This is a genomic window from Mammaliicoccus sp. FSL K6-3158 (assembly GCF_038005105.1).
Taxonomy (GTDB): Bacteria; Bacillota; Bacilli; order Staphylococcales; family Staphylococcaceae; genus Mammaliicoccus; species Mammaliicoccus sciuri.
The window spans coordinates 713240-728857 of the sequence record NZ_JBBOSL010000001.1; the positions used below are offsets into that span (position 1 = coordinate 713240).

At 32.8% G+C, this 15618-nt stretch carries 13 protein-coding genes; 8 read left to right on the top strand and 5 right to left on the bottom strand.

The genetic code is table 11. The annotated features are described in order from the left end of the window. Positions 1-82 precede the first annotated feature (82 nt). The 5 genes from MHH94_RS03345 (at position 83) to MHH94_RS03365 (ending at position 8406) form a co-directional block, all read left to right on the top strand. Entirely contained in the window at positions 83-1285 is a 1203-nt protein-coding gene (locus MHH94_RS03345; RefSeq protein ID WP_058591156.1) for a multidrug effflux MFS transporter, read from the top strand. A 17-nt stretch (positions 1286-1302) separates the two neighbouring features. After that, complete coding sequence (locus MHH94_RS03350) at positions 1303-2070, top strand: VOC family protein (protein ID WP_158259693.1); 768 nt, start codon at positions 1303-1305, stop codon at positions 2068-2070. Between the two features lie 366 nt (positions 2071-2436). After that, positions 2437-3687, top strand: a complete 1251-nt coding sequence (locus MHH94_RS03355; protein ID WP_058591221.1) for a lipid II:glycine glycyltransferase FemX — start codon at positions 2437-2439, stop codon at positions 3685-3687. A gap of 125 nt (positions 3688-3812) precedes the next feature. Then, positions 3813-6977 carry an efflux RND transporter permease subunit gene (locus tag MHH94_RS03360; RefSeq protein ID WP_078354938.1) on the top strand — a complete coding sequence of 1055 codons (3165 nt, stop codon included), beginning with the start codon at positions 3813-3815 and terminating at the stop codon, positions 6975-6977. 268 nt (positions 6978-7245) lie between these two features. Then, a complete protein-coding gene (locus MHH94_RS03365; RefSeq protein ID WP_107609010.1) occupies positions 7246-8406 on the top strand; it encodes an aminotransferase class I/II-fold pyridoxal phosphate-dependent enzyme in 1161 nt (386 codons plus the stop codon). A gap of 69 nt (positions 8407-8475) precedes the next feature. Here the strand turns inward: MHH94_RS03365 and mspA are convergent, their stop codons facing one another. Beyond that, positions 8476-8796: a membrane stabilizing protein MspA gene (gene mspA / locus MHH94_RS03370; RefSeq protein ID WP_058591152.1), complete on the bottom strand. Its 321-nt coding sequence runs from the start codon at positions 8794-8796 to the stop codon at positions 8476-8478. Positions 8797-8811: 15 nt separating this feature from the next. Continuing rightward, on the bottom strand, positions 8812-8979 hold the full coding sequence (locus tag MHH94_RS03375) for an SE1832 family protein (protein WP_088592203.1): 168 nt from the start codon (positions 8977-8979) through the stop codon (positions 8812-8814). A 45-nt stretch (positions 8980-9024) separates the two neighbouring features. Between MHH94_RS03375 and ybaK the strand changes: the two genes are divergently transcribed. Together ybaK and MHH94_RS03385 are read left to right on the top strand one after the other, a co-directional pair. Beyond that, positions 9025-9507: a Cys-tRNA(Pro) deacylase gene (gene ybaK / locus MHH94_RS03380; RefSeq protein WP_171992046.1), complete on the top strand. Its 483-nt coding sequence runs from the start codon at positions 9025-9027 to the stop codon at positions 9505-9507. A gap of 104 nt (positions 9508-9611) precedes the next feature. Further along, positions 9612-10523, top strand: a complete 912-nt coding sequence (locus MHH94_RS03385; protein ID WP_058591151.1) for an AEC family transporter — start codon at positions 9612-9614, stop codon at positions 10521-10523. A gap of 53 nt (positions 10524-10576) precedes the next feature. Here the strand turns inward: MHH94_RS03385 and MHH94_RS03390 are convergent, their stop codons facing one another. From MHH94_RS03390 to MHH94_RS03400, 3 genes are all read right to left on the bottom strand, one after another. Continuing rightward, positions 10577-11362, bottom strand: a complete 786-nt coding sequence (locus MHH94_RS03390; protein ID WP_058591150.1) for a glucose 1-dehydrogenase — start codon at positions 11360-11362, stop codon at positions 10577-10579. 30 nt (positions 11363-11392) lie between these two features. Continuing rightward, positions 11393-12250, bottom strand: a complete 858-nt coding sequence (locus tag MHH94_RS03395; RefSeq protein WP_048541076.1) for a GRP family sugar transporter — start codon at positions 12248-12250, stop codon at positions 11393-11395. 162 nt (positions 12251-12412) lie between these two features. Beyond that, complete coding sequence (locus tag MHH94_RS03400) at positions 12413-13285, bottom strand: GNAT family N-acetyltransferase (protein ID WP_078354936.1); 873 nt, start codon at positions 13283-13285, stop codon at positions 12413-12415. A gap of 142 nt (positions 13286-13427) precedes the next feature. Between MHH94_RS03400 and MHH94_RS03405 the strand changes: the two genes are divergently transcribed. After that, entirely contained in the window at positions 13428-15563 is a 2136-nt protein-coding gene (locus tag MHH94_RS03405) for a DNA topoisomerase III (RefSeq protein WP_078354935.1), read from the top strand. Positions 15564-15618: the final 55 nt, after the last annotated feature.

Below are 15618 nucleotides of genomic sequence, written 5' to 3' on the forward strand. Positions count from 1 at the left end.
AATAAGTGTTCACATATAACATTGCTATTTGAAAATTGTTAAGCAATAATATTAGGTAATAGATATAAAAGGAGCGTTTTTCATGAACGAACAAAAGATGGCTAAGCCTTCATTATTTTTAATCGTGATTCTCGGTTTATTAACCGCATTTGGACCATTTTCAATAGATATGTATTTACCAGCATTACCAGAAATTAGTCGTGATTTTGATACAACAACGTCAAACACGCAATTAACGCTCACACTCTTTATGGTTGGTTTAGCAGTTGGACAAGTATTTGTCGGGCCACTATCTGACTTTATAGGGCGTAAGCGACCACTCATGGTTGCATTAATTGTTTATACAGTTGCTTCAATATTATGCGTATTTGCACCTAATATCTACGTCATGATGGCATTACGATTTGTACAAGGTTTTACTGGTGGGGCAGGCGCAGTTATTTCCCGGGCAATTTCCAGTGATTTATATAAAGGTAAAGCTTTAACGAAATTCTTAGCGATATTAATGCTTGTTAATGGTGTTGCGCCTATTTTAGCACCTGTATTGGGTGGTATTATATTATCATTTTCAACTTGGAAAGTGGTCTTTATTTTACTAACGATATTCGGCTTTATTATGTTTAGTTTATCTTCATTAAAATTAACTGAATCATTACCAGAAGCAGAACGTTCATCAGGTAGAATCAGTGAAGTGCTAACAGACTTTAAAAATTTACTCAAAAGTCCAAAATTTTTAATGCCTTTATTTATACAAGGATGTACATACGCATTGTTATTTAGTTACATATCCGCTTCATCATTCATAACGCAATCTGTCTATCATATTTCACCATTAGCTTTTAGTTGTATGTTTGCTTTTAATGGTTTTGGATTAATATTATCAGGTCAAATTATTAATAAATTAGTCGACTATTATGACGAACATGTACTTATGCGTTTATTCGGAATGATTCAAATTATAGGTGTGATTATCGTTTCAATCACATTGATGAATGGCTTATCCATTTGGATATTAATGATTGGATTCTTCATACTCGTTAGTCCAGTATCTGCAATTGGTACGACTGGTTTTTCTATTGCGATGGCTAACAATAAAGGTGGCGCTGGAAGTGCGGCAAGTTTATTAGGACTATCTCAATTTCTATTCGGTGGTATCGTTTCACCGTTAGTGGGTATAAAAGGAGAACACGAAGTATATCCATATGTCCTTACGATTATTATCGTTTCAATATTGCTGATTATTTTATTCTTCATTAATAGTAAAGTGTTTAAAAGAGCAGCTTAAAAGTAGGAGGTATGTACATGAATTTAAAATTTGATCATATTATTCATTACGTAGACGGTATAGAATCAATTGAATTTCCACATCAATATATTCAAGCCATCCAAGGTGGTAAACATACACAATTAGGAACGTACAATCAATTAAGTTATATAGATTTACATTATATAGAGTGGATTGATGTCTTTGATGCAGCTTTAGCGCGTTCATATGCTCAAACGGAAGAAGGTAGATTAAGCTTTGCGAATACGTTTAAAGATGAGCATGTACAAGAAGGATTTAAAAGGATCTGCCTTAGAACACAAAATATCGATAGCGTTAAGACTCATCTAGAGCAATTTGATTTAGATATTGTAGGTCCAATTGAAATGTCGAGAACGAAACCGGACGGCACAACGATACAATGGCAATTACTATATTTAGATGATAAACAAGAGTTAAATTTACCATTCATCATTCAGTGGGGCGAAAGCGATGAAGAAAGAGAAGCTTCATTAGAAGATAATTTTCATTATAACTTATCAATTGATGAAGTGACGATTCAAGTCGGTAATCTTCAAGAATCTAGTCAAAATTGGCAATCATGGTATGGATTGAAAGAGATTGAGAAAAGCGAAGATGATGTTAAGTTAGGCTTTAAAGAAGATGATGTTGTCATTAAACTTATAGAGGATGCAAAAGAGAAATACACTACATTATCACTCTCATCAACAAATATAAAAAAAGACACGCGCATTTTATATAAAGGCGCGTGTTACGAATTCAAAGCTAATTCGCATAAACATTGAGATAGACACTTTGAATAATAATACTTAAATGCGCGAGTGCAATCAAGGCGCTTATAATGGCTATAAATAATATAGATTTGCGTGCGTTCTCGAGAATAAAGACGATGCTTAGTAGCAAGGTGAAGGCAACAGTTATGATACGATAGCTTAAATAATTAATCGTGCTATCAAAATTTAGACTGACCGCAATCAGTATGATATTTATAATAATAAAAAGCGTTAGAACAAGTTGTCTCATATATTTCAATCCTAACTGTATGTTTTATATGACAAGTATAACAAATATTGGTCTTTTGCGTGAAATTATAGTACGTTTCATTGTATAATTAAAAGACGAATTGATAAAAAGGAGATTTATAAATGACGATAAAGAAAATGAATATCACTCATGAGCAACATGATGAATTTGTAAAGCAACATCCAAATGGTGATATGTTGCAACTTACAAAGTGGGCAGAATCCAAAAAGCTTACAGGTTGGTATTCTCGTCGTATAGCAGTGGGCGATGGTGAAAAAATAACAGGTGTAGCACAACTTTTATTTAAGAAAGTGCCAAAGCTACCATATACATTATGTTACATATCTAGAGGTTTTGTTGTTGATTATAAAGACGAAACATCTGTTAAAGTACTTTTTGAATTATCTAAAGAAATCGCACGTAATGAGAAAAGTTATGCCATTAAAATTGACCCAGATATAGAAGTAAATCAATCTGAAGGTGTTCTTGAATATTTAACTTCATTAGGATTTGAACATAAAGGTTTTGAAGATGGATTAAGTAAGAAATATATCCAACCTAGAATGACGATGATCACAAAAATCGATCAACCTGAAGAAGACTTAATGCAAAGCTTTGATAAACGAAACCGTTCACGTGTAAGAAACTCTTTAAAAAGAGGTACTGAATTAGTCATTGGTAACCGTGACGACTTGAAAATCTTTGCGAAAATCATGGAAGAAACAGGCGAGAGAGATAATTTCTTAACAAGAGATGTTTCATACTTTGAGAATATTTATGATCATTTACATCCAGATGGGGATTGTGAATTATTCTTAGTCAAAGTCGTGCCAGATACAGTCTTAAAAGACTTATTTAAAGAACGTGATGCACTATTAGAAGAAAAAGAAAAATTAGCAAATAGAAGACAAACTAAGAAAGTCGTTAATCAGTTAAATGATGCTGATGAAAAACTAGGTAACTTTGAAAAACGTATTCAAGAAATGGAAGAATTAAAAAGTAAAAAACCAGATGGCGTGTATTTATCTGGCGGTATCTTAATCTTCTCAGGTAAGAAATCATATTATTTATATGGTGCGTCATCAAATGAATATCGTGAATTTTTACCGAATCACCGCATGATTATTGAAATGATGCGCTTTGCTAAAGAGAAAGGCGCTACTAAGTTCGACTTCGGTGGTACGGATAATAACCCTGACCAAGACCATGAACATTATGGATTATGGGCATTCAAGAGAGTTTGGGGCACTTATTTAAGTGAGAAAATCGGTGAATTTGATTATGTATTAAATAAACCACTTTATACTGCAATCGAGAAAGTAAAACCGGCAGTAGTCACATATAAAAGAAAAATCGAAAAGAAAATCAAAAGAAACTAGACATAAGATTAAGGCACTAAAACTTTAAATTATTAAAATTTTAGTGCTTTCTTTATGTATAAGGTTTGTTTCAACATTAAATTATTATACAATTACTTACAAATCATAAATTAGGGGGAAATTGAGTGGTTCAAAAAATGATTAAGTTCTCGCTGAATAATAAATTTGCTATTTTGCTTATGACGATTATTATTTTGCTTGGCGGCATATATTCAGCGTTCAAAATGAAACTAGAGTTATTACCGGATATTACAACTCCTGTTATTACTATTACGACACCATATCCTGGTGCAACACCTGAAAGTGTACTAGAAAATGTAACAGAACCAGTTGAAAAAGAAGTTCAAAATCTAGAAGGCGTACAAAATGTTACAAGTCAGTCTTTAGAAAATGCTTCAGCAATTACATTAGAATATACATATCAAACAGACATGGATGAAGCTGAGACTGAATTAAGAAAGAAATTAGAAGCGTTAGATTTACCTGACGGAGTTCAAGACCCAGATATGAGTAGAATGTCTATGTATTCATTCCCAGTTGTGAGTTATTCAATATCTGATAAAGATGATAATCTTGAAAAAGTAACAAAACAAATGCAATCAGATTTAATACCTAAACTTGAAAAAGTAGACGGCGTTCAAAATGTATCATTGTCTGGTCAAACGTTAGAAGAAGTAAATTTAGAATTTGACCAAAATGAATTAACGAAACGTGGTATGAGTGAGGATGAAGTGCTTCAATATATCGACGGTGCTACGAAAGAATCACCTTTAGGTTTATATACATTTGGAGATAATTTGAAATCAATTGTCGTAGATGGAAGATTTACTTCAATTAAAGCGCTGAAAGACTTAGAAATACCTATGACAGGTGGTGCTTCAAGTGGTGGTCAACAAAGTGCTGCAAGTCAATCACAACAAGGCCAGCAAGCACAACAAGCTCAAGAAGGCTCCGAATCAAATGATAGCAGTGCATCTCAAAGTATCCCATCTGTAAAATTATCTGATATCGCAGATGTTAAACAAGAGAAGAAACGAGATTCAATTTCTAAGACAAACGGTAAAGATGCTTTAGCTCTTCAAGTAACGAAATCTACAGATGCCAATTTAGTAGATGTCGTTGATAATGTAGACAAAGAACTCGAAGCTTATAAGAAAGATCATAAAAACATAGAATCTGTGCAATTGATGGAAACAGCATCAACAATTAAAGACTCAGTATCGACGATGGTTGAGAAAGCTTTAATCGGTTCTATCGTTGCAGTTATTATCATTATGTTCTTCTTAAGAGATATTAAATCAACTATTATCGCGATGGTATCTATTCCAATGTCATTATTAATGGCACTCATTGGTCTAAAAGCAATGGATGTTTCATTAAATATCTTAACTTTAGGGGCATTAACAGTCGCAATTGGACGTGTTATTGATGACTCCATTGTTGTAATAGAGAATATTTATCGACGTATGTCGGATAAAGGTGAAGAACTGAAAGGTAGTAAACTGATTACAAGTGCGACGAAAGAAATGTTTATACCAATCATGTCTTCAACAATCGTTACAATTGTCGTATTCTTACCGTTAGCTTTTGTAACTGGACAAATTGGAGAAATGTTTAGACCATTTGCTTTAGCAGTCGCATTTAGCTTATTAGCTTCACTACTTATAGCATTAACAATTGTGCCAGTACTTTCACACATTTTCTTTAGAAATGGTATTAAGAAAGCTAAAAAAGAAAGAGGACATTGGTTAGCGAATAAATACAAAGGCATTTTAAAATGGAATTTAAATCATAAATGGCTCGTTATCGTACTAAGTATTGTGCTTGTTATCGCAAGTATTGCACTTGTATTCACGCCTTATATTGGTAAATCATTTATCGATACAGGCGAAGATAAAATGTTAGCACTGACTTATAAACCTTCACCAGGTGAAAAAGAAGATCAAGTTGTTAAAAACGGTGAACAAGCTGAGAAATATTTATCAAAAGATAAAAACGTAGATTTTGTTCAATACAGCGTAGGCGGAGAAAATCCATTTAATCCTTCTGCCAAAAATGACATGGCTTTAATGGTTAAATACGATAAAGATACACCTAACTGGGATAATGTCGGTAAAGAAGTTATGGACCATATCGGTAAATTCAATCATAAAGGTGAATGGAAACAACAAGATTTCTCTACTGGTGGTACAGCGAACGAAGTATCTGTAAAAGTATCAGGTCCATCAACTGACGCAATAGAAGGTACAGTTAAAGATGTAGAGAAAGAAATGAAGAAAGTTAAAGGTGTAGAAAATGTAAGTTCGAACCTTTCTAAATCTTATGAGCAATACGATGTGAAAGTTGATCAAAATAAAGCGAGCAAATTAGGACTTTCTGCAGGTCAAATTGCTATGACGCTTAATCAAACAACACAAGAAAAAGTTGTTACTAAATTAAATGATGATGGTAAATCTATCGATGTTAAACTGACTAAAAAAGAAAAAACAGATTGGTCAGAGAAGAAATTAGAAGATACTAAGATTACATCTCCATTAGGTAAAGATGTGAAACTAAGTGATATTGCGACATTGAAGAAAACAACTTCACCAGATACAATCACAAGAGAAAATGACAAAATTTCTGTTTCTGTAGATGCTAAAATCACTGCAGACGATGTTGCGAAAGTGACAACAGATGTTAATCAAAGAGTTTCTAAAATTGATACACCAACAGATGTTGAATTGAATGTTGGCGGTACAAACGACGACATCAACGAAGCAATAGAACAATTGTTGCTGGCGATGGGCGCAGCAATTCTAATCGTATATTTAGTAATCGTATTAACATTCAAAGGTGGATTAGCACCATTTGCAATATTATTCTCATTACCAGTATCTATCATTGGTGTAATTGCAGGACTGTTAATTACACAAGAAACAATATCCGTACCAAGCATGATAGGTATGTTAATGTTGATTGGTATTGTTGTAACGAATGCGATTGTATTAATAGATAGAGTGATTAATATGGAAGAAGCGGGCATGACTACAAGAGAAGCATTAATAGAAGCAGCAGGCACGCGTTTAAGACCTATCTTAATGACAGCTATTGCGACAATCGGGGCATTAGTACCACTATTATTTGGTGGAGGAAGTTCTGTCCTTATTTCTAAAGCATTAGCAATTACAGTAATAGGAGGATTAATTTCTTCAACGATATTAACACTATTAGTTGTGCCAATTTCATATGAAATCATTATGAAATTTAAACGAGCAATATTTAAAAGACCAAAAGAACCTATAGAATAGATGTTTAACCCCTCCATGTCAGTGAGACAAGGAGGGGCTTTTTGTATGTTGTATATATATTGGTGTTGTTAGTAACAAAAGTCGTGGGAATTGTAACTAAGGCAGCCTATCCTAATATAAGCATCCAGAATAACAATTCCAAACGCCTACTATGATTTATTTCTTAGTAATTTAATAAGAAAATACTTGTTCGTGTTTCATACTTTGATAAAATATATTCATATACAAAAAAATAGTCTGAAGAATTTTATTTCGAGGAGTCGTTATTGTGCCAATATCAAAACTATTATCAGAGATACCAGACAGTTACTTTGGAAAGACAATGGGTCGTAAGGTTGAACATGGTCCGTTACCGTTAATTAATATGGCGGTCGGTGTCCCAGATGGTGAGACGCCAAAGGTTATCGTAGATGAATTTATAAATGCCATACAAAAGCAAGAAAATCAGAAATATGGTGCTTTTCATGGTAAAGACACGTTTAAACAAGCGATTGTAGATTTTTATAAGAGACAATATGATGTGGATTTAGATAAAGAAGAGGAAGTTTGTATTTTATATGGTACAAAAAATGGTTTGGTAGGTTTACCGATCTGTGTCGTAGAACCTAAAGACTATGTGTTATTACCGAATCCAGGCTATACAGATTATTTAGCAGGTGTTCTACTTGCTCGTGCTAAGCCATATTCTTTAGAATTAGCGCCTGAACATCAATACTTACCACAGTGGGATGAGATAGAACCTGAAATCTTAGATAAGACAAAATTAATTTACTTAACTTATCCAAATAATCCAACTGGATCTGTTGCAAATACTGAATTTTTTGATGAAACGATTGCTAAATTTAAAGATACGAAAACAAATATTATACATGACTTTGCATATAGTGCTTTTGGATTTGATCAGAAGAATCCAAGTATTCTCCAATCGGAAGGTGCTAAAGAAACAGCTGTAGAAATATTTTCCTTATCGAAAGGGTATAACATGTCTGGATACAGGGTAGGCTTTGCAGTCGGTAACAAAGAAATGATTGCTGCTTTAAAGAAATATCAAACGCACACACATGCCGGTATGTTTGGTGCATTACAAGATGCGAGTACTGTCGCATTAAATGAATGCGATGATTTTCTTATTAAACAAAATGAAATATTTAAGACGAGAAGAGATCAATTTGAAGCGTCATTAAGAGAAGTAGGTATACCATTTGAGCCAATGAAAGGTGGTATATTCCTTTGGTTACAAACACCTCCAGAATATGATGGAGAAGCATTTGTAAAATATTTATTACAAGAGGTGTCTATTTTAGTCGCACCAGGTATACCGTTTGGCGATAATGGTCAAAATTACGTTAGAATCTCATTAGCGTTAAGTGATGATGAACTATTGGATGGTGCTAAGAGGTTACAAGGTCTAGCTCACTTATACAAATAAAAAGAGCTGAGAAATAATGATTCTCAGCTTTTTCACATAAATGAGCTTTTGATGATATGCTTTAGCGTATTAAAACACTATAAATAATAAAAACGCAAATATGATTAATATAAAGATCGACATATAATTGAGTAGTTGAATCGCTTTTTGGTCTTTAATACGATATTTAAATGCTGTGATTTCAACATTGATAACGAGACAAACCAATACAGCTAATATCCACCAAGTTTGCATTGCAAAACTAAATACAATACTGCCTAAAAAGACAATAAGCATAAGCCCCATTATAAATCTTAAAGCTTGCGTAAGCATCGTATGTAGTTGGTATATACTTAAGTAACTAATAATAAGATAAATAATGGTAAATAATAAAAGTATGAGAATTAACATAGTCATTTCCTTTCGTTAATCTTGATCAAGTTGAGCGCGAACTTTACTGATTTCTTCTTCGATTTTGACAAGTTGTTTTTCAAGTAAGTCGGTAGCTTGACCAGTAGATTCTCTCTTTTCTAGGTCATTTTGTATACGTATGTAATCATATTTAAGTTCAGAAAGATGTTGGTTTAAATCCATTTTAAACACTCCTTTTTATAAAATAGCTATGAAGTAGGTGATAAATTGAAAAAAGTAAAAACCAATGCTATGCGCATCTTAGATCAATATAATATATTTTATCATACTCATGAATTTAAAATAGGAAAAGATCATTTAGATGGTCATGAAGTTGCGCAATTAATTCAGAAACCAGAACATCAAGTGTATAAGACGCTTGTATTAACAAATGGGAATCGTGAATATTTCGTTTTTGTTATTCCAGTCGTTGAACATCTTGATATGAAAAAAGCTAGTAAAGCTGTTGGTCAGAAAAAATTAGAACTCTTACCACTTGATCAACTCACCAAAGTTACAGGGTATGTCAGAGGTGGTTGTTCTCCAATTGGTATGAAAAAAACATATCAAACCGTAATTGATATCAATGCAGAACCATTAACTACGTTTATCGTAAGTGCAGGTAAACGTGGTTATCAAATTGAACTTGATCCAGCAGATTTAGCCAAAGTCATTGATGTAAGATTTGATGATATTATTAAATATAACTAAACTAATTTTAGTATAATTTATTAATATTTCAAACAAAAAGTGTGCATAGAAGTTAAACTGTTGTTAATATAGATAAATGTGAGTTTAATGAGAGAAGTGATAAAGTGACAGAAAAATTTATAATGATTATTTTATTAATTGCTTTAGGATACGTTCTAAAGAAGCTTAAATTCTTTAAAGCTTCTGATGGTAATGTACTTGCAACACTTGTACTAAATGTTACTTTGCCTTCATTAGTGATTGTAAATTTAAATGGATCTGATTTAGATTTATCTTTAGGATGGCTACCTATATTAATGCTATTATACGGCATTATAGCAAAGCTACTAATCATATGGTTATTCAAGAAAAAATATAATAATCAAATAAGAGGTACTGTTGGCATGATGGCCGCTTCAGTTAATATTGGACTGTTTGCATATCCATTAGTCGCACAAATTTGGCCTAAAAATGGTTTATTATACTTTGGTATGTTAGACATTGGTACAGCTATCATTATGTTTGGTGTAACTTATTTTGTTGGTAGTTACTTCAATGATGGTGGCGATCAGTTTGACTTTAAACGAATGGGTTTAAATTTATTAAAGACCGTACCACTTATGACATATATGATTATGTTTATCTTAAATATAATGAGCATTAAAGTACCTGATAAAGCGATAGATTTCTTTGGAATTATTGCAAATGCCAATATGCCATTATCCATGATCTTATTAGGTTTATTCTTGAATTTTAAAATCGAAAAAGCATACTTACCAATTGTTGTTAAATACTTAGCATTTCATTATGGCTTTGGTTTATTAATGGGCTTAATTGTTCATTTCTTCTTACCTGTTGATGATCCAATGATCAAAACGACGTTACTTATTGGTTGGTTATTACCTATAGGTGTTTCAGTATTGTCTTATGCTATTACATTTAAATATAAGACCTTACCTATAGTCGGCATGGCTACTAATTTAAGTATTGTCATATCAATCGTCATATTATATGTATATCAATTTTTCTTTGTTTAATTAAACATTAAAAAAGCGTTTGGATTTCGCATCCAAACGCTTTTTGTTATATATTAACCTTTACCGCCCATGAAAGCAGGGTAGTTTGTCATTCCGCCATCAACATATATTGTTGTACCGTGAATATAACTTGCTTGTTCTGAAGCTAGGAATGCATTAATATTTGCAACTTGATCCGCTTCACCAATTTCATGTAATGGAATCATTTCTAATGTTTCTTCACGTGTTGCAGGGTCAGAGAATTTTTCGCGAGTATGTTCTGTAACAATAGCCCCTGGAGAAACATTATTAATTCTTATACCATTTTTACCGTATTCCATAGATAAAGTTTCCATCATCAATTTTAAGCCGCCTTTACTTGCTGCGTAATTGACGTAGTTTGGCCAAGGAATAACATCGTGCACACTTGCAGTATTGATGATTTGACCTTTAATATCATGCTCTAAGTAGTAATTAATGACTTCTCTACTACCAATAAAAGCACCTGTTAAGTTGATATCGATAACTTTAGACCATTCTTCTAAACTCATTTCATGAGATGGAATTGGTTTTTCGAAACCAGCATTATTGATCAACACATCTATACGACCAAATGTTTCATGTGTTTGTTGAATCAAGTTTTTGATATCTGCTTCTACTGAAACGTCTGCTTTAATAGCAACCGCGTCAGCACCAGAATTTTTAATAGATTGAACGATTTTTTCAGCTTCTTCAACGTGACCTAAATATCCAATGACAACTTTTGATCCTTCTTTACCAAATCGTTCAGCAGTTGCTTTACCAATACCACTGCTACCTCCAGTGACAATCACAACTTTATCTTTTAAATCTTCATACATATTAAACACTCCTATTTTTATATATTGAGTTTACCCTTTAGCTGCACCAATAATAAATGCGGCAATAATGATTAACACGATACCTATCCAAATAAATGTCATTTGACGTTTTGTTTTTTGTTCACCTAATAGGTAAATACCACCTAGAGTAGAAACGATTACTAACATTTGTGAAAATGAAAAGCTCGTTCCGACACCAACTTTTGGTTGTGAAATGAATAGGAACATATTACCTAATGCCCATACAATTCCTGGCAATAAGTTGAGTGACGTATGTTTAACAGTAGGTTTATGTTTGAATGATAAAATGATACCACCAATTACCATACCTATAGATTGTGGAAATAGCGCATCCCAACCTTCAACACCGAATACTTGGCCGATTACAACGTATACGACATAACCGACTGTAGATATGAGTAATATTGGAATAGCTTTACCAAGCTTTTTAGTATTTCCGCTATTGCCAGAACCTTTTTTCTGAACAGATGTAAATATAACACCGATAATTAGTAACACTAAACCTGATAGGCCAAGTGCAACTTGCGTACCTGTTGACCATTCTCCTAAAAATGCAGCACTGAATAATGTTGTTCCAAGTAATTGTAAGCCTGTAGATATAGGCATCGTAATTGAAACCCCAATTAAGTCTACACTTCTAAGTTGAAATCCTTGTCCAAGTGCCCAGAAAGCACCAGAAATCATACCGATAATAACTGTAGTGAATGTAAAGTGTACATCACCAAAGAAGAATAAACATAAACCGATGATGAAAGCCCCGATTGTTGTACCTAAGATTTGGTTATAAGGACCTCCACCAACTTTAACATTGATTAATACGACGCTTCCCCAGAACAATGCTGGTAATAGCGCTATAAGGTATTCCATACACAAGACTCGCTTTCTCTATTTATTTGCATTATTTAAACTACCCAAGTATTATACGCCCGAAACTTTTTTAATGTAAAACATATAGCTCACAATGTAATTTTACTATTAAAAATAGACCCATGAATGTTCAATAAGCATTCGTGGGTCTTAGTTTAAATGTTAAACATCGTATGGTCTAACATATTTGAAATGATGTGTTTCATTGACGATGTGGAAACCGACTTTTTCATATAATAATTGTATTTGTTCATGTTTTTTACTATCTACATAGATACGAACTGTTTCGACATCTTGATGATTAAATGCTTCTGTCGTCGCGAAATGAATCATTTGAAAAGCAATGCCTTGTTTTCTGTAATCATGGTGAGAAGCTAAATTAGGAATTGTGGCTAATTTCTCAGGTATATCTATGGATAGATATATGTAGCCTTTAACGAGCCCTTCAGCTATATATAAATAAAGCGCATGATTATCATCTAGTGAGTCTATTATATCGTCAGCACTGATATCACTATGTTTGAAACTATTGGAATGTAATTTATTAAATGCATAGTAATATGGTTTGCTGTACGGCGTCATTTGGTGTTTCTTATCAATTGGTAAAGGTGGTTGTTGAATTTCTAACGTATATTGCGTTTCTACATATCCCGCATGTAGTCTCTTCAGTTTACTGTTATTTAAAATGTGATCTTTATGTAGTGAAATGTGACAATATTTAATGTTTGGATGATCGTTTAAAAGTGTTTCCCATATTTCTTTTAACGCGCTTAACGTTTCTTCACTTGTATCATTAACGATTGGTCCCCATACATTTGCAGTTTCATCATCTACGCTTTCAAATCCTAATATCCCGATAATTGTGTCATGATCTTCTATATAGTAGAAGGTATTCTCATCAAATTTATGGCTTAAGTCATTCTTTATATCTTCTATTGACTGGGGTATATGTGTCACGTAGTTTGTTACTTGCCTATTTTTTTCGTGTAAATAAGAAGCAATCGAATCGATTTCTTTAAGAGGCAGTATTTGCATGATAGTCACTCCTTTAATATTCAACGATTATTTTATTCCATTATACGATTAATCGAAAATTTATAAAAGTTTTTCATGCCTTTAGAACACTTTTTATTCATGTTATAATAGTACGAATGTAAAAAAGAATGGGTGAAAAGAAATGAAAGTATTAGTTCTTGCAGAAAAACCTTCAGTAGGTCGTGACATCGCTAAAGCATTAGGTATTCATGATCAGAAAAAAGGTTACTTTGAAAATAAAAATTATATCGTTACTTGGGCATTAGGACATCTTGTAACGAATGCTACGCCTGAAGAATACGACAAAAAATTTAAAGAATGGAATTTAAATGTTTTACCAATTATTCCTGATTATATGAAACATGTTGTAATTAAGAAAACAAGAAGCCAATTTAACACAGTTCAACATTTGATGAAGCGAGACGATGTGAATTCAATTATTATTGCGACAGATGCTGGTAGAGAAGGAGAACTTGTTGCAAGATTAATTATTGAAAAAGCAAAAGTCAAAAAGCAAATTAAGCGACTATGGATCAGTTCGGTTACTGAAAAAGCAATTAAAGCAGGTTTTCAAAATTTAAAACCTGGTGAAGCATACAACAATTTATATCAAGCAGCATTATGTAGAAGTGAAGCGGATTGGATTGTCGGTATAAACGCGACTAGAGCTTTAACAACGAAATATGACGCGCAATTATCGTGTGGTCGTGTTCAAACACCAACTTTAAATCTTGTACAAATGAGACAACAAGAAATTCAATCATTTAAACCTGAAAAGTATTATCAAATGAATATTGAAGTTGAAGGATATAAATTTAAATGGCTGAGTAAGAGTGGGGATAAAACATTTGATTCTGATTTAATAGAACAAGTTAAACAAAAAGTTCAAAATAAAAAGGGTATTATCCAAAATATTTCGAAGAAGAAAAAAACAAAGTACCCTCAAAAGTTATACGATCTTACAAGTTTGCAACAAACAGCGTATCAACGATATAAAATGAGTGCGAAAGAAACGTTGAATACAATGCAAGCATTGTACGAACAGCATAAAGTACTGACTTATCCTAGAACAGATTCTAACTACTTAACAGATGATATGGTTTCATCTCTGAAAGAACGAGTATCATCATTAAGTGCTACGCCACTTAAATCTCATGCTGTACCATTGCTTAAGAAACCAATTAAAGCGGGTAAACATTTTGTTGATAATAAAAAAGTATCAGACCATCATGCGATTGTACCAACAGAAGTGAGACCTAACTTTGATCAGTTATCTCCTAGAGAACAAAAAATATATATGCTTGTAGCTGAGAGATTTTTAGAAGTATTATTACCACCATATCAATATGAAGAAACAACTGTGACATTAACATGTGAAGGAGAAACTTTTAAACTGACACAAGAAGTAGCAGTTGAATTAGGCTTTAAGGAATTATATGAAGAAAAGACGCATGTAAAAGTTTTACCTTTTGAAGAACAACAGCACGTGAATATACAAAAAGTGAATGTCGTTAGTAAAGATACAGAACCACCTGCATACTTCAATGAAGGAACTTTACTAAAAGCGATGGAATCACCACATCATTTCTTTAAACTTAAAGATAAGAAATTGGCTCAAACTTTAAATGAAACAGGTGGTATCGGAACAGTTGCAACTAGAGCAGATATCATTGAGAAGTTATATAGTTCTAATGTTATAGAATCGGTACAAGGTAAAATTAAGATTACGCCAAAAGGTAAACAATTATTAAACTTAGCACCTGAACAACTGACATCACCAGAATTAACAGCAGATTGGGAAATGAAGTTAACTCAAATCGAAAAAGGAAATTATTCTAAAAATAAATTCATGGATGAAATGAGAAACTTCACGAGAGAAATCATCACAGATATTAAAGAAAGTGATGACAAATTCAAGCATGATAATATCACAACGACTGAGTGTCCGACTTGTGGAAAATTTATGCTTAAAGTTAAAACGAAAAATGGTCAAATGCTTGTGTGTCAAGATCCAACATGTAAGACTAAAAAGAATCAACAAAGACAAACGAATGCCAGATGTCCAAACTGTAAGAAAAAACTTACACTCTATGGTACAGGAAAAAAAGCGACTTATAGATGTGTATGTGGTCATACAGAAACACAAGAGCATATGGACGAAAGACTTAAAAATAGAAAATCAGGTAAAATTGGCAAAAAAGAAATGAAGAAATATATGCAAACTGAAGAAGTAGAAAACAATCCATTTAAAGACGCTTTAAAAGGGTTGAAGTTCTAACTTAATCTGAATAAAGGCTGGGACATCATGTGATGTCTCAGTTTTTGTTTATATA

What these genes read in the sequence shown, in the direction of transcription:
- MHH94_RS03375 (WP_088592203.1), bottom strand. Translation starts at nt 8,979, where the DNA reads ATGGATTTAAACCAACATCTTTCTGAACTTAAATATGATTACATACGT.
- MHH94_RS03395 (WP_048541076.1), bottom strand. Translation starts at nt 12,250, where the DNA reads ATGGAATACCTTATAGCGCTATTACCAGCATTGTTCTGGGGAAGCGTC.
- MHH94_RS03350 (WP_158259693.1), top strand. Translation starts at nt 1,303, where the DNA reads ATGAATTTAAAATTTGATCATATTATTCATTACGTAGACGGTATAGAA.
- MHH94_RS03405 (WP_078354935.1), top strand. Translation starts at nt 13,428, where the DNA reads ATGAAAGTATTAGTTCTTGCAGAAAAACCTTCAGTAGGTCGTGACATC.
- MHH94_RS03400 (WP_078354936.1), bottom strand. Translation starts at nt 13,285, where the DNA reads ATGCAAATACTGCCTCTTAAAGAAATCGATTCGATTGCTTCTTATTTA.
- MHH94_RS03390 (WP_058591150.1), bottom strand. Translation starts at nt 11,362, where the DNA reads ATGTATGAAGATTTAAAAGATAAAGTTGTGATTGTCACTGGAGGTAGC.
- mspA (WP_058591152.1), bottom strand. Translation starts at nt 8,796, where the DNA reads ATGTTAATTCTCATACTTTTATTATTTACCATTATTTATCTTATTATT.
- MHH94_RS03345 (WP_058591156.1), top strand. Translation starts at nt 83, where the DNA reads ATGAACGAACAAAAGATGGCTAAGCCTTCATTATTTTTAATCGTGATT.